At 66.2% G+C, this 18,889-nt stretch carries 22 protein-coding genes; 12 read left to right on the forward strand and 10 right to left on the reverse strand.

Annotated features, from left to right (window positions below):
• Nucleotide 1: 1 nt before the first annotated feature.
• Nucleotides 2-1,006 carry an AAA family ATPase gene (locus tag Q331_RS0112380; protein ID WP_026380936.1) on the reverse strand — a complete coding sequence of 335 codons (1,005 nt, stop codon included), beginning with the start codon at nt 1,004-1,006 and terminating at the stop codon, nt 2-4.
• Nucleotides 1,007-1,188: 182 nt separating this feature from the next.
• Between Q331_RS0112380 and Q331_RS0112385 the strand changes: the two genes are divergently transcribed.
• From Q331_RS0112385 to Q331_RS0112395, 3 genes are read left to right on the forward strand one after another with little or no spacing between them, the layout of a single operon-like run.
• Nucleotides 1,189-1,800, forward strand: a complete 612-nt coding sequence (locus Q331_RS0112385) for a DUF1285 domain-containing protein (RefSeq protein ID WP_156953342.1) — start codon at nt 1,189-1,191, stop codon at nt 1,798-1,800.
• A complete protein-coding gene (locus tag Q331_RS0112390; RefSeq protein ID WP_026380938.1) occupies nt 1,797-2,432 on the forward strand; it encodes an NUDIX hydrolase in 636 nt (211 codons plus the stop codon). The genes Q331_RS0112385 and Q331_RS0112390 overlap by 4 nt, the downstream gene beginning before the upstream one ends.
• Nucleotides 2,429-3,679 carry a CCA tRNA nucleotidyltransferase gene (locus tag Q331_RS0112395; protein ID WP_026380939.1) on the forward strand — a complete coding sequence of 417 codons (1,251 nt, stop codon included), beginning with the start codon at nt 2,429-2,431 and terminating at the stop codon, nt 3,677-3,679. The genes Q331_RS0112390 and Q331_RS0112395 overlap by 4 nt, the downstream gene beginning before the upstream one ends.
• 18 nt (nt 3,680-3,697) lie before the next feature.
• On the opposite strand, the gene Q331_RS0112400 is transcribed toward Q331_RS0112395, so the two are convergent.
• Entirely contained in the window at nt 3,698-3,892 is a 195-nt protein-coding gene (locus Q331_RS0112400) for a DUF1059 domain-containing protein (protein WP_026380940.1), read from the reverse strand.
• A gap of 235 nt (nt 3,893-4,127) precedes the next feature.
• On the opposite strand from Q331_RS0112400, the gene Q331_RS0112405 reads away from it, so the two are divergent.
• Nucleotides 4,128-4,847, forward strand: a complete 720-nt coding sequence (locus tag Q331_RS0112405; RefSeq protein WP_026380941.1) for an ABC transporter ATP-binding protein — start codon at nt 4,128-4,130, stop codon at nt 4,845-4,847.
• Nucleotides 4,848-4,896: 49 nt separating this feature from the next.
• On the forward strand, nt 4,897-6,015 hold the full coding sequence (locus Q331_RS0112410) for a SufD family Fe-S cluster assembly protein (protein WP_026380942.1): 1,119 nt from the start codon (nt 4,897-4,899) through the stop codon (nt 6,013-6,015).
• Nucleotides 6,016-6,072: 57 nt separating this feature from the next.
• Here the strand turns inward: Q331_RS0112410 and hemF are convergent, their stop codons facing one another.
• The gene (hemF, locus tag Q331_RS0112415; protein WP_245615639.1) at nt 6,073-7,023 is read right to left on the reverse strand and encodes an oxygen-dependent coproporphyrinogen oxidase; all 951 of its coding nucleotides are present in this window, start codon (nt 7,021-7,023) and stop codon (nt 6,073-6,075) included.
• Nucleotides 7,024-7,158: 135 nt separating this feature from the next.
• Here hemF and Q331_RS0112420 point away from each other — a divergent pair, with 135 nt between their 5' ends.
• Both Q331_RS0112420 and Q331_RS0112425 read left to right on the forward strand, forming a co-directional pair.
• Entirely contained in the window at nt 7,159-7,779 is a 621-nt protein-coding gene (locus Q331_RS0112420; RefSeq protein ID WP_026380944.1) for an HdeD family acid-resistance protein, read from the forward strand.
• Between the two features lie 61 nt (nt 7,780-7,840).
• Nucleotides 7,841-8,065: a hypothetical protein gene (locus tag Q331_RS0112425; RefSeq protein ID WP_026380945.1), complete on the forward strand. Its 225-nt coding sequence runs from the start codon at nt 7,841-7,843 to the stop codon at nt 8,063-8,065.
• A gap of 9 nt (nt 8,066-8,074) precedes the next feature.
• Here the strand turns inward: Q331_RS0112425 and Q331_RS0112430 are convergent, their stop codons facing one another.
• Nucleotides 8,075-8,554: a tRNA (cytidine(34)-2'-O)-methyltransferase gene (locus Q331_RS0112430; protein ID WP_026380946.1), complete on the reverse strand. Its 480-nt coding sequence runs from the start codon at nt 8,552-8,554 to the stop codon at nt 8,075-8,077.
• Nucleotides 8,555-8,622: 68 nt separating this feature from the next.
• On the opposite strand from Q331_RS0112430, the gene Q331_RS0112435 reads away from it, so the two are divergent.
• From Q331_RS0112435 to Q331_RS0112455, 5 genes are all read left to right on the forward strand, one after another.
• Nucleotides 8,623-10,479, forward strand: coding sequence for an ABC transporter ATP-binding protein (locus Q331_RS0112435; RefSeq protein WP_026380947.1), 1,857 nt, complete (start codon nt 8,623-8,625; stop codon nt 10,477-10,479).
• 213 nt (nt 10,480-10,692) lie between these two features.
• Nucleotides 10,693-11,301, forward strand: coding sequence for a ubiquinol-cytochrome c reductase iron-sulfur subunit (petA, locus tag Q331_RS21440; RefSeq protein ID WP_084175030.1), 609 nt, complete (start codon nt 10,693-10,695; stop codon nt 11,299-11,301).
• Between the two features lie 16 nt (nt 11,302-11,317).
• A complete protein-coding gene (locus Q331_RS0112445) occupies nt 11,318-12,598 on the forward strand; it encodes a cytochrome b (RefSeq protein WP_026380948.1) in 1,281 nt (426 codons plus the stop codon).
• A 32-nt stretch (nt 12,599-12,630) separates the two neighbouring features.
• A complete protein-coding gene (locus Q331_RS0112450) occupies nt 12,631-13,509 on the forward strand; it encodes a cytochrome c1 (RefSeq protein ID WP_026380949.1) in 879 nt (292 codons plus the stop codon).
• 334 nt (nt 13,510-13,843) lie between these two features.
• Complete coding sequence (locus tag Q331_RS0112455; RefSeq protein WP_026380950.1) at nt 13,844-14,386, forward strand: adenine phosphoribosyltransferase; 543 nt, start codon at nt 13,844-13,846, stop codon at nt 14,384-14,386.
• Between the two features lie 33 nt (nt 14,387-14,419).
• Here the strand turns inward: Q331_RS0112455 and Q331_RS0112460 are convergent, their stop codons facing one another.
• The 6 genes from Q331_RS0112460 to Q331_RS0112485 are packed head-to-tail and all read right to left on the reverse strand — an operon-like array spanning nt 14,420 to nt 18,816.
• Complete coding sequence (locus tag Q331_RS0112460) at nt 14,420-15,310, reverse strand: sulfotransferase family protein (RefSeq protein WP_026380951.1); 891 nt, start codon at nt 15,308-15,310, stop codon at nt 14,420-14,422.
• Nucleotides 15,311-15,318: 8 nt separating this feature from the next.
• Entirely contained in the window at nt 15,319-15,795 is a 477-nt protein-coding gene (locus Q331_RS0112465; protein ID WP_026380952.1) for a MaoC family dehydratase, read from the reverse strand.
• Complete coding sequence (locus Q331_RS0112470; protein ID WP_026380953.1) at nt 15,792-16,241, reverse strand: MaoC family dehydratase; 450 nt, start codon at nt 16,239-16,241, stop codon at nt 15,792-15,794. The genes Q331_RS0112465 and Q331_RS0112470 overlap by 4 nt, the downstream gene beginning before the upstream one ends.
• A gap of 42 nt (nt 16,242-16,283) precedes the next feature.
• Nucleotides 16,284-17,387: a redox-regulated ATPase YchF gene (ychF, locus tag Q331_RS0112475; protein WP_026380954.1), complete on the reverse strand. Its 1,104-nt coding sequence runs from the start codon at nt 17,385-17,387 to the stop codon at nt 16,284-16,286.
• Between the two features lie 44 nt (nt 17,388-17,431).
• Entirely contained in the window at nt 17,432-18,112 is a 681-nt protein-coding gene (pth, locus tag Q331_RS0112480) for an aminoacyl-tRNA hydrolase (protein WP_026380955.1), read from the reverse strand.
• 41 nt (nt 18,113-18,153) lie between these two features.
• Nucleotides 18,154-18,816, reverse strand: a complete 663-nt coding sequence (locus tag Q331_RS0112485; RefSeq protein WP_026380956.1) for a 50S ribosomal protein L25/general stress protein Ctc — start codon at nt 18,814-18,816, stop codon at nt 18,154-18,156.
• Between the last annotated feature and the right edge of the window lie 73 nt (nt 18,817-18,889).

Consider the following 18,889-nt stretch of genomic DNA (forward strand, 5'->3'; position numbering starts at 1 on the left):
CTCAGAGCGCCTCGCCCATGGCGCCTCGGATGACGTCCTGAACGGTGATGCCTTCGGCTCTGGCGGCGAAGGTCACCGCCATGCGGTGTTGCAGGATCGGCATCGCCAGCGCCTCCACATCGTCCAGAGAGGGGGCGAGCCGCCCGTCGAGCAGCGCCCTGGCGCGCACCGTCAGCATCAGCGCCTGGCTGGCGCGCGGCCCCGGTCCCCAGGAAAGGCGGTCGGCGAGCGCGCTGGCGCTCTCGCCGGGGCGGACCGAGCGCACCAGCTTCAGGATTGCCTCTACGACGCCCTCGCCGACGGGCATGCGGCGCACCAGCGCCTGAATCTTGATCAACTGCTCGGCATTCACCACCGCCTCGGTCTTCGCCTCGCGCGCCCCCGTCGTTTCCATCAGCATGCGCCGTTCCGCCTCCAGCCCCGGATAGGCGATGTCGATCTGCATCAAAAACCGGTCCAGCTGCGCTTCCGGCAGGGGATAGGTGCCTTCCTGCTCAAGCGGGTTTTGCGTGGCGAGGACATGGAAGGGCTGCGGCAGGTCGTGGCGCTGGCCGGCGATGGTCACGTGCTGCTCCTGCATCGCCTGCAGGAGCGCCGATTGGGTGCGCGGGCTGGCGCGGTTGATCTCGTCGGCCATGAGAAGCTGGGCGAAGATCGGCCCTTGGATGAAGCGGAAGGCGCGCTTGCCTTCGCCGCTTTCCTCCAGCACCTCCGCGCCGAGAATGTCGGAGGGCATGAGGTCCGGCGTGAACTGGATGCGCCGCGCCTCCAGGCCGAGCACGGTGCCGAGCGTGTCCACCAGCTTGGTCTTGGCCAGGCCGGGCACGCCGACGACGAGGCCGTGTCCGCCGGACAGGAGCGTCGTCAGCGCTCGCTCCACCACCACGTCCTGGCCGTAGATCACCCGGCCGACCGCTTCGCGCACCCGCCCCAGAAGTTCTACCGTCTCTTCCGCCTCGTGGACGATCTCCTCCGGATTGGTCTCCGGCTGCACGATTGCGCTCATTCCGCTTTGCCCTTGCACGTGGCCATATGCGACCTGTCTTCGATACCTGCGGCGCCCACGCTACGTTTTCACTGCCGCCCGCTTCGTTTTCACTGCCGGCTACGTTTTCACTGCCGGCTTCGTTTTCACTGCCGATTGTGTCATGCCGGGGGCGCGAAAGCGTTCACTTTCTTATGAAAGAGATGGTCCTCGGAGCGGCGATGGAAAGGGAGGAAGGCACGAATCGGAAGCTGCCGGCGAGCCTGGCGGCGCTGATGCGCCGGGCCGGGGAGGGCGCGCCGGCGCGTCCGGTGGACAAATGGGATCCGCCGCATTGCGGGCGGATCGACATGCGCATCGCCGCTGACGGCACCTGGTTCTATATGGGCAGCCCGATCGGCAGGCCGGCTCTCGTCAAGCTGTTCGCCTCGGTGCTGCGGCGCGAGGCGGACGGCGAATACGTCCTCGTCACGCCGGTGGAAAAGATCGGGATCAGCGTGGACGACGCGCCCTTCCTCGCCGTCGAGATGGCCGCTGAGGGAAGGGGCGAGGCGCGCCGAATCACCTTCCGCACCAATGTCGACGATCTCGTCACCGCCGACGAGGCACATCCGTTGCGCTTTGCCGTGGAGGCCGAGACGCTCGGCGTGAAGCCGTATCTGGGCGTGCGCGGCCGTCTTGAGGCGCTTTTGACCCGGGCCCTGGCGCACGAGCTGCTGGAATTGGCCGAGGAGCGGGACGGCCGGCTCGGCGTCTTCTCCGGCGGCGCCTTCTTTCCGCTGCCGCTGCCACAGGAGGAGTTTCCCGGCGCATGAGGGCCGACCGCTATACGGCCGCCGATTTCCGCCGCCGGGCCGAGAGGGCGTTCGAGGCCGAGGCGCATGCGCCGCGCGATTTTGGCGACCACAGCTTCAACCCGGAACTGGCGGAGCGCTTTGCTCGCATCAAGCGCCGCGACGCGGCCGTGCTGGTGCCCGTCGTCGACCATCGTGGCGGCGCCACCGTCATCCTCACCCAGCGCACCGAGCGCCTTTCCAGCCATGCCGGCCAGGTGGCCTTTCCCGGCGGCAAGGTCGATCCTGGCGAGAGCGCCGAGGAGGCGGCGTTGCGCGAGGCGGAGGAGGAGATCGGCCTGCCGCGCGCCGCCGTGGAGGTGGTGCTGCGCGCCCCGGACTATCTCACCGGCTCCGGCTTCCGCATCGCCCCGATCCTGGCGGTGGTGGAGCCGGGCTTCACTTTGCGGCTCAACCCGCACGAGGTGGCCGATGCGTTCGAGACGCCGCTCGGTTTCCTGATGGACCGGGCCAACCACCGCCAGAACAGCCGCGTCTGGGAAGGCCGGCGACGCTACTTCTTCGAAATGCCCTGGCAGGATCGTTACATCTGGGGCGTGACGGCCGGCATCGTGAAGATGCTCGCCGACGAGCTTTATGGAGACGCGAAGTGAGCCTGCCGAGCCTTGCCGGCCATCCCTTCCTGGCCGATCCCGCGCTGCAATCGGTGCTGGCGGCGCTCGGCGGCGCCGGCCCGTCCGGCGGGGCCGAGACGCGCATCGTCGGCGGGGCGGTGCGCAACGCCCTTCTCGGCGATCCGGTGAGCGATATCGACCTTGCCACCGTGCACCGGCCCGAGGCGGTGATGGCGGCGGCCGGGACGGCGGGGCTGAAGGCCGTGCCGACGGGCATCGAGCACGGCACCGTCACCCTCGTCGCCGACGGCCGGCCCTTCGAGGTCACCACCCTGCGCGCCGATGTGGAGACCGACGGGCGCCATGCCGTGGTGCGCTACACGCAGGATTGGGCGGAGGATGCGGGCCGGCGCGACTTCACCATCAACGCGCTGTATTGCGACGCGGCGGGCCATGTCTTCGATCCGCTCGGCGGCTATGCGGACTTCGCCGAGCGGCGCATCCGCTTCGTCGGCGATGCCGAGGAGCGCATCCGCGAGGATTACCTGCGCATCCTGCGCTTCTTCCGTTTCTTCGCCTGGTACGGAGCCGGCAGGCCGGATGCGGAGGGTCTTAAAGCCTCCGCGCGGCTGAAGGCGGGCATTGCCACGCTTTCCGCCGAGCGCCTCTGGTCCGAATTGAAGCGATTGCTTGCCGCACCCGACCCCTCGCGGGCGCTGCTTTGGATGCGCACCACCGGCATTCTCGCCAAGGCGCTGCCGGAATGCTGGGGTATCGACGCCATCCATCGGCTGGTGGAGACGGAGAAGGCGGAAGGCCTTCCGCCCGATCCCCTCTTGCGACTGATGGCGATCATTCCGCCCCATCACGCCCGCATCGACCAGCTGGCGACCCGCCTGCGCTTGTCGCGCAAGGAGGCGGAACGCCTGGAGGTGTGGGCGAAGGCGCCGGAGGCCGATCCGGCGATGGGCGAGGATGAACTTGCCCGCCGGCTTTACCGGCACGGTGCCGGCCCGGTCCGCGATCGGCTGGTTCTGGCTCTGGCGCGCGAGCGCGAGGCGGGCAACGAGCAAGCCGCGGCCACGCTTTCAGGCCAGCTCAGCTTTGCGCGAAGCTTTGAGCGCCCGGCCTTTCCCTTGACCGGCAGCGACCTCATCGCGGCCGGGCACAGCCAGGGCCCGGCGCTCGGCAAGCTTCTTGCCGAGCTTGAGGCGCGCTGGCTGGAATCCGGCTTCACCCTCAGGCGCGAGGAGCTTCTGGAGCTCGCCGCCCCGGCCAAGGGCTGAGCCGGCCGCCCGCCGGCTTCACTGACCGGCGGATGAATGCGGCTCTTCGTGGATCTTGGATTTGACCTTCTCCACCATCTTCGGCGTCATCTCGATCTCCGGATGCGCCGTGCGCACATGCTCGGAGACCTTGGAGAGAACGTCGGCCTCCGTGTCGGCGCGGGCCTTGTAATCGCAGCCCGGCACCAGCTCGCCGCAGGTAATCGTCTTCATGGCTTCCTCCTTCCGTCATTTCGGGAAACGCGCCTGACGCCGTCCGGTTTCCCAATCTGCGCCATCGCGCCGCGCTCTCAATTGCCCGAAGGCGCGTGAGGCCGGCTGTGGTCGGATTTCGCCTCCGTGGCGCGCTGACGCAGACTTAAATGTTGAAAGTCAAATTCATATTAAGTAATGTGGCTCGAAAGGGGGCTGCGGTGCGCCGTGGCCGTAGGGGAGAGGCCAGATTGCCATGCAGGGCACACTGCAACTGCGCGATGTAAGTATCTCGGCCGGCACGCAGCCGGTGCTGAATGCCATCAATCTCGAAGTGGGCGAGGGGGAGTTGCATCTCCTTCTTGGCCCGAACGGTTCCGGCAAGTCGTCGCTGCTGGCGGGAATAATGGGCTTGCCGCCCTTTCGTGTGACCTGCGGCGAGATACTCTTCCGCGGCGAGCGCATCGACGGCTTGCCGACGGACGCCCGCGCGCGCCTCGGAATTGGCATGGCTTTTCAGCGCCCGCCCAGCCTGGAGGGTGTGACGGTGCGCCGGTTTCGCGAGGTGCTCGGTGCGAGTTCCTCGCATATGGCCGAGGCGGAGGCGCTTGACCTCAACTCCTTCGATGACCGCGAAGTCAATGTCGGCTTCTCAGGCGGGGAGATCAAGCGCTGGGAGGTCTTCAAGCTTTTCCTGCAGACGCCGCGATTCCTCCTGTTTGACGAACCGGAAAGCGGCGTCGATCTGGAGCACATCGCGGGTATCGGCGGTGCCATCAACCGCATGGCGCATTCGCTCGACAGCGAGGGGGCGCGGCGTTCGGCGCTCATCATCACGCATACCGGTCTCATCCTCGATTACGTCGACGCCGATGCGGGTCACATGATGATCGACGGCCGCGTTGTCCATTCCGGCAAGGCCGGTGAGCTCTTCGCCCATGTTCAGCGGCGGGGATACAAACTGCCCGTGGGATGAGAGCGATCTGGAAGGGCGGCCGGTGCTGCCCAAGCAAGGGGGTCGATGCATGTTGAAACAGCTGAAGAACACGGCCGAGCTGAGCGAGGAAGAAAAGAGCCTGCTTGCCCGAGTGGGCTACCAGGGCGAGGAATCGCGTGCCGGCACCTGCGTGCTCGTGGACCAGAGCGTGCGCTGCGCCAGCGTCGGCGATCCAGGGGTGGAGATCATGCCCCTGCGCGAGGCGCTGATTCAGTACGACTGGGTGCAAGACCTGATGTTCGGCCTCGTCGATCCGGGCGAGAGCGACCACATCAAGCAGGCCGCCGAGGACGTCCACGACCCGGTCGGGCATTTCGTGCGCGTCAAGGCCGGTGCGAAGGTACGACTGCCGGTTCAGACCTTCTCCCTTATCGAGACGCCGCAGGGCCGGCAGTTTCTGCACAACATCACGGTCATTGAGGAAGATGCCGAGGTGGACCTGATCTCAGGCGCGGCCGTGCCGTCCGGCGTCCACTCCGGCCACCATATCTCGATCGAGGAATGCTATCTGCGCGAGGGGGCCGTCTGTCGCTCCGTCTCCATCGAGGAATGGGGTGCCGACATGCAGGTTCACAGCTACGCCCGGACGGATCTGGCCCGCGGCGCCCACTCCATCTCCAACCAGATCCTGATGACACCGCTGAAGCATCACTTTTCCCAGAGCCGAGCCACGCTTGCCGAGGACGCCGTGTGCAACGACCGCACCGTCATCTTCGCGCCGGCCGGCTCCAATCGGACCATGGAGAGCGAGACCCTCCTTAAGGGCAAGGGCGCGCGCTCTGAAAGCCTCACGCGCATGGTGACGGCCGGCGGCAATGTGGTGAACCGCGCCCTCATCGTGGGCGAGGCCCCCGGCACGAAGGGATATCTGGGATGCGACGGGCTCAAGCTCACCGATGAGGGGGAGATTCTCTCCATGCCCGGCGTACTCGCCAAGACGGCCGATGCGCAGCTGTCCCATGAGGCGTCGGTCGGCATGATCAGCGAGGAGAAGATGGCCTATCTCATGTCGACGGGCATGGACGAGGATGCGGCGCGCGATCTCATCGTGCAGGGCTTCCTCAATCTTAAGGAACAGGAACTGCCGCCGACGGTCCGTATGGCCTTGGAGAAGATGATCGCGGCGGCCAGATCCGGCTCCATGTGAGCCGGGTCCAGGCGCGGGCGGTCCCCCCCCGCCCGCGCCTCAGTCGATCCTTGCGCTCTACGGCCACCTCACCACCGGCGGCATGGAGGAAAGGATGGAGGCGACGTTGCCGCCCGTCTTCAGCCCGAAGATGGTGCCGCGGTCGTAAAGGAGGTTGAACTCCACATAGCGGCCGCGGCGAATAAGCTGCGCCTCGCGCTCCTCTTCGCCATAGGGGGCGGCGAAATTGCGGGCGACCAGCTTCGGATAGACATCGAGGAAGTGCTTTCCGACCTCCTGCACGAAGGCGAAATCGGCGGCGAAGCCTTCCTCGCCGCCGTCGCCGGAATTGAGATAGTCGAAGAAGATGCCACCGATACCGCGCGGCTCGTCGCGATGCGGCAGGAAGAAATAGTCGTCGCACCAGGCCTTCAACCGCCCGTAATCGACGGCCTTGTGCGTCTCGCATGCGGTGCGCATGGCGGCGTGGAATTCCTGGCTGTCGGCATCCTCCTGCACGCGCCGGCGGTCGAGCACGGGCGTAAGGTCGGCGCCGCCCCCGAACCATTGCCGGCTCGTCACCACCATGCGGGTGTTCATGTGCACGGCCGGCACGTTCGGGTTCCTCGGATGGGCAATCAGCGAGATGCCGGAAGCCCAGAAGCGCGGATCCTCGGCCGCGCCCGGTATCTGCTGGCGGAACTCCGGCGCGAATTCGCCGAAGACCGTGGAGGTATGCACCCCGGCTTTTTCGAAGACGCGTCCCTCGATCATCGCCATGACGCCGCCGCCGCCCGGCGCGCCGGAATGGTCGATACGCTCCCAAGGTGTGCGCTGGAACCGGCCGGGCACCTCGCCGCCATGCGCCGCATCGTCGGGCAGAAGGTCCTCCAGCACCTCGAAAGCGGCGCAGATCTCGCCCTGCAGGGCCTCGAACCAGGCCTGCGCCCTGGCTTTCTTACCCTCCACATCGGCGGGCACGGACATGGCCTCGAGCGCGGGCCGATAAAGATGCATGTTGCGGCTCATGGCCCGCGCTTAACGGATGGGCAGCTTTCCGGCAACATGATCGGCAACCGAAAGCGCAGGGTACGAGTTTCCTGGCAAGTAAGGCGCCGCTGCGCCTGCGCTTGGCGACAATCCTGGCACCCGAGGAGCCAACCGATGAGCAATACCGAACCCAATGCCGCCGCGGGCGGCGCGCCCCTTCCGGGCAATCCGGAAGATCCCGAGCTGCGAGCGACGCTCGCCGAGAACTGGGGCTGGCTGGTGGCCTTCGGTGCCGTGGCGCTCCTCGGCGGCTTTCTCGCCCTCATCGCCATCGTCAGCGCGACGGTCGCCAGCGTCTATCTGGTCGGCGTGATGATGTTCATCTCCGGTATAGCGGAGATCGTTAATGGCTTTCGCTCGCGTCGCTGGTCGCGCTTCTTCCTGTGGGTGCTGCTCGGCGTCCTCTACATCGTCGCCGCAGCTGCCATCTTCATCACGCCGCTCTTTGCCGCGGTGGTGCTGACCTGGGTTCTGGGCGTCATCCTGGTCGTGGCGGGCATTGCGCGCATCATCCTTGCTTTCTCCATGCGCTCGCAGTCGCAGTGGGGCTGGGTACTTGTTTCCGCGCTGCTGACGCTGCTCATCGGCGTCATCATTCTGGTTGGCTGGCCCGCTTCCAGCTTGTGGGCCCTCGGCGTCTTCCTGGCCGTCGACCTTGTTGTCATCGGTACGGCGTGGATCGCCATGGGCTTGGCGTTGCGCCGCGGCGGGGCATCGGAGGCTGAACCCGCCTGACTCCCCGGCCTCGCCGCTCCGCGCTATAATGCCGGCGAGGCTTGGCGCGAGGGTGCAGGCCATGGCTGGAGAGTTTCGCAGCAAAGGTGGCAGGCGCGAGCCGGCCGATCTCGATCTGTGGCGGCGCGAGACCTTAGTGCTGCCGCGGCCGAAGGCGCGCGAGCGGGCGCGCGAATTCCTGAAGCGCTTCCCCAAAGCCGCCTATCAGAGCGAGGTGGAGAGCTGGCGCGAGCTCGACAACGGCGACATCGAATTCACCATGCGCCGCCTGCCGAGCGCCGATTAGGGCATGCAGTCAATTGCCGGGGGCGGCCTGACCGGGCAGGGCGCCCACCTGCCGCAGCGCCTCGAAAGCCGCGATGGAGGCGGCGCTGGCGACGTTGAGCGAACGCGTCTCGCGCCGCATTGGCAGGCGCAGGAGCGCGTCCGCCCCCTCGCGCACCCAATCCGGCAGGCCGGAGGATTCGCGCCCGAACAGAAGCACGTCTCCTGGCCGAAAGGCGAAGCCGGGCAGGGTGGCGATGCCCTTGGAGGAAAGCGCCACCAGCCGCTTTCCCGAGGAGACCCGCCAGGCCTCGAAGGCGGAGAAATCGTCGTGCTCGGTGAGCGCGGCGATTTGCAGGTAATCCATGCCCGCCCGCTTCAGATGTCGGTCCGAAAGGGCAAAGCCGGCCGGATGGATGACATGCACCGGCGTGCCAAAGCAGGCGCCGAGCCTCAGGATGGCCCCGGCGTTCTGCGCGATGTCCGGCTGGTAAAGGGCAAGGTCGATCATGAGGCTTCCATTCCGCGATCTCGAGGCGTGTCTTCTCCGCGCCTTCTCGCAGCGCCATATAGGGCGCCATGTTCGCTTTCTTTGAGAAACTTGTAGACACCTTCCGGGACGATCCGGGCGCCCCGCCGCAGAGCACCTTCGCCTTCATCTGGCACTATGTGCGTCAGCTCGGCTGGCCGCTCGCCGCGCTGCTCGTCACCGGTCTCGGCGTCGCCGTCACCGATGCGCTGGTCTTCGCCTTTATCGGCAGGCTGGTCGACATCCTCTCCAGTGCCGATCCGGCGACCTTCTGGAGCGATCACGGCATGAGCGTCGCGGCGATGGGTTTCGTCGTTCTCGTGCTGCGCCCCGCCTTCATGATCCTCAACAGTCTCCTCAGCGAGCAGACGGTGGCGCCGAACTTCGCCAACCTGGTTCGCTGGCAGAGCTACCGTTATGTGCTGCGGCAAAGCTTTTCTTTCTTTTCCAATGACTTCGCCGGAAGAATTGCCAACAAGGTGATGCAGACCGGGGTCTCGCTGGCGGATTTCGTCACCGGTCTGGTGGAGACCTTCTGGTTCGTCGCCGTCTTCGCCGTCTCGGCCCTTATCTTGCTGGGCGAGGCGGATGTGCGCCTGATGCTGCCGGCTGCTCTATGGCTTGCCGGCTATGTTCTCCTCGCCGTGTGGATGGTGCCGCGCATCCGCGCGGCCTCCAAGCGCGTCTCCGACCAGCGCTCGATCGTCAATGGCCGTATCGTCGACAGCTACACCAACATTCAGACGGTGAAGCTTTTCGCCGAAGACGAGGGAGAGGAGCGCTTCGTCGGCTCGGCCGTGGCCTCCTTTGTGGAGCGGCTCTCCCTCCTGACGCGGCGTATCACCACCATTCGCATGGTGCTGTCGCTGCTCAATGCGGGGCTGGTCGTCGCCATCACCGGCGTGGCGCTGCTGCTGTGGCAGGACGGGGCCATCACGGTCGGCGCCATCGCTACCGGCCTGGCGCTGGCCATGCGCCTGTCGACCATGTCCGGCTGGGTGATGTTCCAGCTCTCCTCGCTGTTTCGCAATATTGGCATCGTCCAGGACGGCATGGAGACTATCGCCCGCTCCTACGACGTGACCGACATGCCCGGGGCGCCCGATCTCATGGTGCGGGGTGGGGAGATTCGCTTTGAGAATGTGCGCTTCCATTACGGCCGGCCTTCCGGCGTCATCGAGGATCTGTCGCTGACGGTGCGGCCGGGCGAGCGCATCGGCCTTGTCGGCGTCTCCGGCGCCGGCAAGTCGACGCTGGTCAGCCTCCTCCTGCGCTTCTACGACGTGGAAGGCGGGCGCATCCTCATCGACGGGCAGGACATCTCGGAGGTGACGCAGTCCTCCCTCAGGAACGCCATCGGCGTCGTCACCCAGGACACCTCCCTGCTGCACCGCTCGGTACGCGACAACATCGTCTATGGACGCCCACAGGCGGACGAGGAGGAATACCGGGCCGCTGCCCGTGCCGCCGAGGCGGAGCGCTTCATCGCCGACCTGGCCGATAGCCGGGGCCGGCTCGGCTACGCCGCGCATGTCGGCGAGCGCGGCGTGAAGCTCTCCGGGGGGCAGCGACAGCGCATCGCCATCGCCCGCGTGCTGTTGAAGGACGCGCCGATTCTGGTGCTCGACGAGGCGACCTCCTCGCTCGATTCGGAGGTGGAGGCGGCCATCCAGGAAAATCTGGAGCAGCTGATGGAAGGCAAGACGGTGATCGCCATCGCCCATCGCCTGTCCACCATCGCGGCGATGGATCGGCTCATCGTTCTGGACCGTGGTCGCATCGTGGAGATAGGGACGCATGACAGCCTGGTGGCCCGTGGGGGCGTCTATGCGAGGCTGTGGCGGAGGCAATCAGGCGGCTTCTTGCCGGATTCGGTCCTATCGCAGGAACCGGCCGCGCTCGCCTGAGCGAATCGCCATCTTGGCGCGCGACATTCTGCCGTTGCGGACGATGCTCCACTAGACAGCGTTTAACGAGGATGACAAAAGGCGCGCGGGGGCGATAGAAGGCCACGCTTGCACGCGCCGGACGGTGTGGAATCAAGCGGGGCCGGTGGCCCCGATTTCCACCGTGCCTCCTTCCTGCCGCCTTTGGCCGTCCGATCGTTGAGGATAGATTCTGTGTCTTACACATATCCGACCACTGCTCCCGATTCCGCCAGCAATCCGCAGCCGACCGATCCGCATGGCGAGCCGTCGCGGCGCGATTTCTTCATCATCGCCACCGGCGCTTTCGCCGCCATCGGCGGCGTGCTTGCGGTCTGGCCGTTCATCGATCAGATGAACCCAGACGCCTCGGCGCTGGCGCTTGCCTCCATCGACGTCGATATCTCGGCCTTGGAGCCGGGCCAGTCGATCACCGTGATGTGGCGCGGCAAGCCGGTCTTCATCCGCTATCGCACGGAAGAGGAGGTGGCCGCGGCCCGCGAGACGCCGCTTTCTGATCTCAAGGACCCGGTTGCGCGCAACGAGAACCTGGAAGGCGCTGCGCCGGCGACCGACGAGAACCGCGCCCTGGCCGGTCAAGAATCGCTCATCGCCATGATCGGCATCTGCACGCATCTGGGTTGCGTGCCGCTCGGCGAGGCGGGCGAGTACAATGGCTGGTTCTGCCCCTGCCACGGCTCCGTCTACGACACGGCGGGACGTATCCGCTCGGGGCCGGCGCCGGAAAACCTGCCCATCCCACCGCTGACTTTTGTCGACGACACCACCATCACGATCGGCTGACGGCCGGAGCGAGAGAATGCAAGGCACTTCCGAATACACGCCGCGGACCGGCATCGAGCGCTGGATCGACAAGCGGATGCCGCTGCCGCGGCTGATGTACGATTCCTTCGTCGCCTATCCGATCCCGCGCAACCTCAACTATGCCTACGCCTTTGGCGGCATCCTGAGCGTCATGCTGGTGCTGCAGATCCTGACCGGGGTCGTGCTGGCCATGCACTACACCGCGGATGCGGATCTGGCCTTCGGTTCCATCGAGCACATCATGCGCGATGTGAATTACGGCTGGCTGCTGCGCTACCTGCACTTCAACGGCGCCTCCTTGTTCTTCCTTGCCGTCTACGTGCACATGTTCCGAGGCCTCTATTACGGCTCCTACAAGGCGCCGCGCGAGGTGTCGTGGCTTCTGGGCGTCATCCTGCTCGTGCTGATGATCGCCGCGGCCTTCATGGGCTACGTGCTTCCCTGGGGGCAGATGAGCTTCTGGGCGGCCACCGTCATCACCAACCTGTTCTCGGCTCTGCCGTGGGTCGGTGACGAGATCACCCTTTGGCTGTGGGGCGGCTTTGCGGTCGGCGATCCGACGCTGAACCGCTTCTATTCGCTGCACTATCTTCTGCCATTCATGATCGTCGGCGTGGTCATCCTGCATGTCTGGGCCTTCCATGTGACGGGACAGACCAACCCGACCGGCGTGGAGCCGAAGTCGCGCCGCGACGTGGTTCCCTTCACGCCGCATGCGACGGTGAAGGACGCGCTGGCTCTGGTCGTCTTCTTCATTCTCTTCGCCTGGTTCGTCTTCTATATGCCGAACTATCTCGGCCACCCGGACAACTACGTTGAGGCGAACCCGCTGGTGACGCCGCCGCATATCGTGCCGGAATGGTACTTCCTGCCCTTCTACGCGATCCTGCGGGCCATCCCCTCGAAGCTTGGCGGTGTCATCGCGCTTGCCGGCTCCATCTTCGTGCTCTTCCTGGTGCCGTGGCTCGACACTTCCAAGGTGCTGTCAGCAGCCTACCGGCCGCTCTACCGCATCTTCTTCTGGGTCTTCGTGGCGGTGTGCATCGGGCTTGGCTATATCGGCGCCATGCCGCCGGAGGGTGGCTACGTCATCGCCGGTCAGCTCCTGACGGCCTACTACTTCATCCACTTCCTGGTGATCCTGCCGCTGCTCGGCTTCATCGAGAAACCCAAGCCGCGACCGGCCTCCATCACCGAGGCGGTGTTGGGTTCCGACGAGCCGGGCGATTCGGGAACGCCCGCGGCTGCGGCGGCCATGCCTGAGAGACGCGGCTAATGCTGGACCGGAATGCGAACGAGACCATGACTATGTTCAAGCTCATCACGCGGCTTTCGGCCGCCGCCGCCTTCGTTATCGCCGGACTGGGCATGACGACCGTCTCCGCGCGGGCCGCCGAGGGCTTCCCGATCAAGAAGCCGGAGGAGGTCGAATGGAGCTTCGCCGGACCTTTCGGCACGTATGATCAGCAGCAACTGCAGCGTGGCTTCCAGATCTATCGGGAAGTCTGCGCCGCCTGCCACTCGCTCGATCTGGTGCCGTTCCGCGCTCTCGGCTGGGAAGGCGGCCCGAACTTCTCCGAGGAAGCGGTCAAGCAGCTCGCCTCCGAATACATGATCACCGACGGGCCGGACGAATTCGGCGACATGTTCGAGCGCGCCGGTCAGCCTTACGACTATTTCCCCTCGCCCTTTCCGAACGATAAGGCGGCCGCTTTCGCCAATAACGGTGTCGCGCCTCCGGATCTTTCGGTCATGGCCAAGGCGCGCGGTGTCACGCGCGGCTTTCCGACCTTCGTCTTCGACCTCTTCACCGCCTATCAGGAGAACGGTCCGGACTATGTCCACGCCCTTCTGACCGGCTACGAGGACCCGCCCGAGGACATGGAGGTGCGGCCCGGCCAGTACTACAACCCGTACTATCTGTACGCCGCGACCCTGGCGATGCCGCCGCCCTTGTTCGACGACATGATCACCTACGCGCAGAACGAGGACGACAATCCGGACAACGACGTGCCGCAGACCGTCGATCAGTATTCGCGCGACGTGTCGGCATTCCTGATGTGGGCCGCCGAGCCGCATATGGAGACGCGCAAATCGATGGGCTTTTCCGTGTTGGCCTTCCTGATCATCCTGACGGGGCTGACCTACTACACCAAGCGCAAGGTCTGGGCGAACGTCGAGCACTGAGCCGACGGCGCTCGCAAGAGAGCTTCAAGAAGGCCGCGGCGTGTCCGCGGCCTTTTCGTCTTCGGGGGGAGGGGCGTCCCCTTCGCGCACGGGCCGGCCTGGGGGGGAACGGCGGCTAAATCGGCTCTGTTCGCTGTTGGTGCTATCATGTCGCTCTCGCCGCTGCCGCCCGCTCCCGCTATAACGTTGCGCGGCGCGCGGGATTGAGGCGAGTTTGTCGCTCTAAAGGGGGTGGGGCATGTCTGGCATCGCAGCTGATACGGATGGCTTGATCGCGCCTGAGGGCGCGCAGGGCGCCATGGCCGGGCATCGGAGCACAGCAGGGCAGAAGACGATGGCAAGCCTGACCGAAAAGCTGGAAAGCGTCATTCGCACCATCCCGGATTATCCCAAGCCCGGCATCGAGTTCCGCGACATCACCACGCTCCTTGGCAATGCGCGGGCCTTCCGCCGGGCGGTGGACGAACTCGTGCAGCCCTGGGCGGGGTCCAAGATCGACAAGGTGGCAGGGATTGAGGCGCGTGGCTTCATCCTCGGCGGGGCCGTGGCGCATCAGCTTTCGGCGGGCTTCGTGCCGATCCGCAAGAAAGGCAAGCTGCCGCACGAGACGGTGCGCATCGCCTACAGTCTGGAGTACGGCCTCGACGAGATCGAGATGCACCGCGATGCCATCCACGCCGACGAGCGGGTCATCCTCGTCGACGATCTCATCGCCACCGGCGGCACGGCCGAGGCTGCGGTCAAGCTCATCCAGCAGATCGGGGCGGAGGTTGTCGCGGCCGTCTTTGTCATCGACCTTCCCGACCTCGGCGGGGCGCCCAAGCTGGAGGCGCTCGGCGTTCCGGTGCGCACGCTCGTCAGCTTCGCCGGCGACTGAGCTTCCCCGCGTGGGAGGCTCTCGCCCGCCGGCTCAGCCTCTTTCCACCCCCGTCGTCGCTCGGTCCGCGCTGCCGGACGCCGCGGCTCGACGGATGCGCTCGACCTCCTTGCCGGCGATCAGGCGGCGGATTTCGAAGGCGAGATGCGCGAATTGGTCGCCACGCGGCGGCGTCTTGGCGAGAGGCTCCGGCGGCGGTCCCCATTTGACCTCGGCCCAGCGCCCATGCAGCAGAACGTCGAGCGGGTTGCGGGCGAGGATCTCCTGGCGGGCCTCCTCCGCCAGGTCCGCGACCTTGAGGTCCCCGTCCCGGTTGGAGACGTTTTCGCGGATGATGGGAGGCTCGCCGATGCCGAGCTCGCGCGAGATCTCCTGCACCATCGCCTCGGTGTGGCGCACGTCGCCGACGAACCAGAAGCGGCTGAGCGCCTTCTCCGTCTCCGCGAAGCGCCTGGCCGTATCCCAGCGCATCAGCTGCGGATAGCCGATGCCGAGATAGCGGGTCAGGATGAAGCGGCAGACGACGTCGCGCGGCAGCGAGCGGCAGAACGGCTCGAACGGCGCCGGCCCCTTACCGCGTTGCGCGGCGAGCTTGTTGCGGAAATTGTAGTAGGAGACGGTGAGCGAGACCGGCTCGCGGATGAGCACGCATTCGCGCAGCTCGCGGCCGGGAAAATGCGAGGCGATGCGGCGCGACAGGGAATGGCCGCCGACGAAATCGAGTGTGTCGAGCCCCTCCGGTAGGCGCCGCGTATCGGTATAGCCGCCGCCGAGATCGCGCAGGAAGCCGCGGCGCCGGGGCGGGAAGAGGAGGCGGCCGGGCAGGTGCCTGTCGAAATGTCCTTCCACGGTGCTGCCGGCGCATTTCGGCACGTGGCAGAAGAGATAAAGGGGGCGTGTCGGGTCTTCTGCGCGGCTCGCCATCGGTTCTCTCAGGCGCCGCGGCGCCGCACGAGCACCTTGCCCAGGAAGCTGTAGACCAGCTCGTCGTGCTGGTTGTGGCCCTCGTTGTGGATGACCACGAGACCCCATTGCGGCCGCGAGGAAAGCTCCTTCTTCTCCGTCACTTCGCTGGCATAGGTGATGGTGTCGCCGGCGAAGACCGGCTTGATCCACCGAAGCTGCTCAAAGCCGGGGGAGGGACCGCCGAAATCGGCCTCAAGGCCTTCCGTTTCGGCCCGGCGGCGCTCCTCCTTGTCGTGAGCGACGAGGAGCTTCATGAAAATCGCCGCCGTGTGCCAGCCGGAAGCGGCCAGCCTGCCGAAGGGTCCGGCGGCGGCGCCTTCCTCGCTGACATGGAAGGGTTGCGGATCGAAGGCCCTGGCGAAGCGGATGATTTCCTCGGCGCTGAAATGATGCGCGCCCAGGATGGTCCGATTCCCGATCTGGATATCCTCGAAGGCTCTCACGCGGCCGCCTCGCGGCGCCGGAAGGCGATCGGGTTCACCATCGACAGGACGGTCTGCCCGCGCTGGTTGGCGACCTCGTGGCGGAAGCGCACGACGCCGATCTGCGGGCGCCGCCGCGAGGCCCGCGTCTCGATCACGATCGACTGGCCGCTGAGAATGTCCCCTGGCCGGACCGGTTTCAGCCAACGGGTCTCCTCGATGCCGGACGAGCCCATCGAGGCCGCCTCGCTGAGCCAGCCATCATACATCATGCGCATGAAGATGGAGGTGGTGTGCCAGCCGGATGCGGCGAGCCCGCCGAGCAGGGAGCGCGAGGCGGCCACCTCGTCGAGATGGAAGGGCTGGGGATCGAACTCCGCGGCGAAGGCGAGGATGGCTTCGCGCGTCACCTCGTGGCGCGCCAGCGGCAAGGTCTGACCGGGCTCGAAGTCCTCGAAATGCCTCATGCCGCGATTCTTACGGCGCGCCACGCGCCATGTCGAGAAAGCTCAGGCGTTGAACTTGAAGAGCAGGATGTCGCCGTCCTCCACCACATATTCCTTGCCCTCGTCGCGGGCCTTGCCGGCCTCCTTGGCGGCCGTCTCGCCGCCGAGAGCGACGAAATCGTCGTACTTGATGGTCTGGGCGCGAATGAAGCCGCGCTCGAAGTCGGAATGGATGGTGCCGGCCGCTTCCGGCGCGCGGGCGCCGCGGCGCACCGTCCAGGCGCGCGCCTCCTTCGGGCCGACGGTGAAGAAGGTGATGAGGTCGAGAAGCTCGTAGCCGGCGCGGATCAGCCGGTCGAGGCCAGGCTCCTTCAGCCCGAGCGCGGCGAGATACTCCCGCTGCTCCTCCGCGTCGAGCTGCGCCACCTCCGCCTCGATGGCGGCCGAGATGACGACGCAGGCGGCGCCCTCGGCCTTTGCCTTTTCCTCGATCCTTGCGGAATGCGCGTTGCCCGTGGCCGCCTCATCCTCCGCCACGTTGCAGACGTAGAGGACGGGCTTGGAGGTGAGAAGGCCGAGCGCGCCCAGGACGGCCCGCTCTTCCGCCGACAGCTCGGCGCGGAGGACGCGCACCGGGCGTCCCTCTTGGAGGACGGTGAGGGCCTTTTCCATCACCGGCAGGACGGCAAGTGCCTCCTTGTCCTTCACAGTGGCCTTCTTGCGCATGGCGACGACGCGGCGCTCCAGGCTATCGAGGTCGGCGAGCATCAGCTCCGTCTCCACCGTCTCGGCGTCGGCGAGGGGGTCGATGCGCCCTTCCACATGCGTGACGTCCTCCTCTTCGAAGCAGCGCAGCACATGCACGATGGCATCGACCTCGCGGATATTGCCGAGGAACTGGTTGCCCAGGCCCTCGCCCTTGGAGGCGCCGCGCACCAGGCCGGCGATGTCGACGAAGGAAAGGCGGGTCGGCACGATCTGCGCCGATTTGGCGATCTCCGCGATCCGTTGCAGGCGCGGATCGGGCACGGCGACCTCGCCGGTATTGGGCTCGATGGTGCAGAAGGGATAGTTCGCCGCCTGCGCCGCGGCGGTCTTGGTGAGAGCGTTGAAAAGCGTCGATTTGCCGACATTGGGCAGGCCGACGATGCCGCATTTGAAGCCCATGGATATGCTCGTTCAGGAAGGAAAATGAATCGCGGTTGAAAGGGTTAGGAGCCGCGGCCGAAGAGCCGCTTGAGGCCGTCGGCGAGCGCGCCGCGATGGCGCTCGCCCTCCGGCGGCTTGGCGGCGGGCGCCTTCATCGGTGCCGGCGGCGCTTCTGAGCGGCTACAGGCAAGGTGTACCCGGTTCATGAAATTGGCCTCGTCGCCGCTGGCAAGAAGCCCGAAATTCTCCGCGACGGCGTCGATCAGCGGGTCGCGCCATGCCCGTTCCTCCTGCGAGAAATCGTGCAGCACCCAGGAATTGACCAATTCGCGGCTGCCGGGATGGCCGATGCCGAGGCGCAGGCGCCGGTAGGTCTTGCCGATATGGGCATCCAGCGATTTCAGGCCGTTGTGACCGCCATGGCCGCCGCCCGTCTTCAGGCGCAGCTTGCCGGGTGCCAGATCGAGGTCGTCATGGATGACCATCACCTCCGCCGGCTTCAGCTTGTAGAAGCGCATCGCCTCGCCGACGGACTGGCCCGACCGGTTCATGAAGGTGGCGGGCTTCAGGATAATGGCTTTCTCGCCGTCGATTTGGCCTTCGGCTGTCTCGCCCTGGAAGCGGGCGCGCCAATTGGAGAAGCGATGGCGGCGGTGGATCGCATCCGCCGCCATGAAGCCGATATTGTGCCGATGCTGAGCGTAGCGACGGCCGGGATTGCCGAGACCGACGATGAGTAGCATTGGGCCACTCCCTTGCTACGCCCGCAGCCCGAGCGCGGAGCTTACTCCTTGCTCTCCTCGCCCTCTTCGCCTTCCGTCTCCTCAGCTTCCTCTTCTTCAGCTTCGGCCTCCTCGGCCTCTTCCTCTTCGCTGACGAGGGCCGCCGGAGCGGCGATGGTGGCGATGGTGAAGTCGCGATCGGTGATCGTGGGCGTCACGCCTTCCGGCAGGTCGATATTGGAGATGTGGATGCTGTCGCCGATGTCGAGGCCGGCGAGATTGGCCACCAGCGATTCGGGGATGGCGTCCGCGGGCACCTGCACTTCCACCGTATGGCGCACGATGTTGAGGACACCGCCGCGCGTCAGGCCCGCCGATTCCTCTTCGTTGGTGAAGTGCACCGGCAGTTCCAGGGTCAGCGTGGCGCCCTTGGAGATGCGCAGGAAGTCGACGTGAAGGAGGAAGTCGCGCACCGGGTCGAGCTGAAAGTCCTTGGGGATCACCCGGACCTTCTTGCCGGCCACGTCGATGGTCGCGACGGTGGTCAGGAAGCCGCCGGCATGCAGCTTCAGATTGACGTCCTTGTAGTTCAGCGCGATCGGCATCGCCGGCTTCTTATCGCCATAGATAACGGCCGGGACTTTGCCCTCGCGGCGCACGGCGCGTGCGGCCCCCTTGCCGCTCCGCTCGCGCACCTCGGCCTTGAGCTCGTAGGTCTCGCTCATCGGTGCACTCCTGTTTGTCCAAAGAGAAAGAGCCGCAAGCTGCGGCCCAAAATCGCGCCGCCTCCAAGGGTGT

Source organism: Afifella pfennigii DSM 17143 (genome assembly GCF_000688515.1).
GTDB classification, from domain to species: Bacteria; Pseudomonadota; Alphaproteobacteria; order Rhizobiales; family Afifellaceae; genus Afifella; species Afifella pfennigii.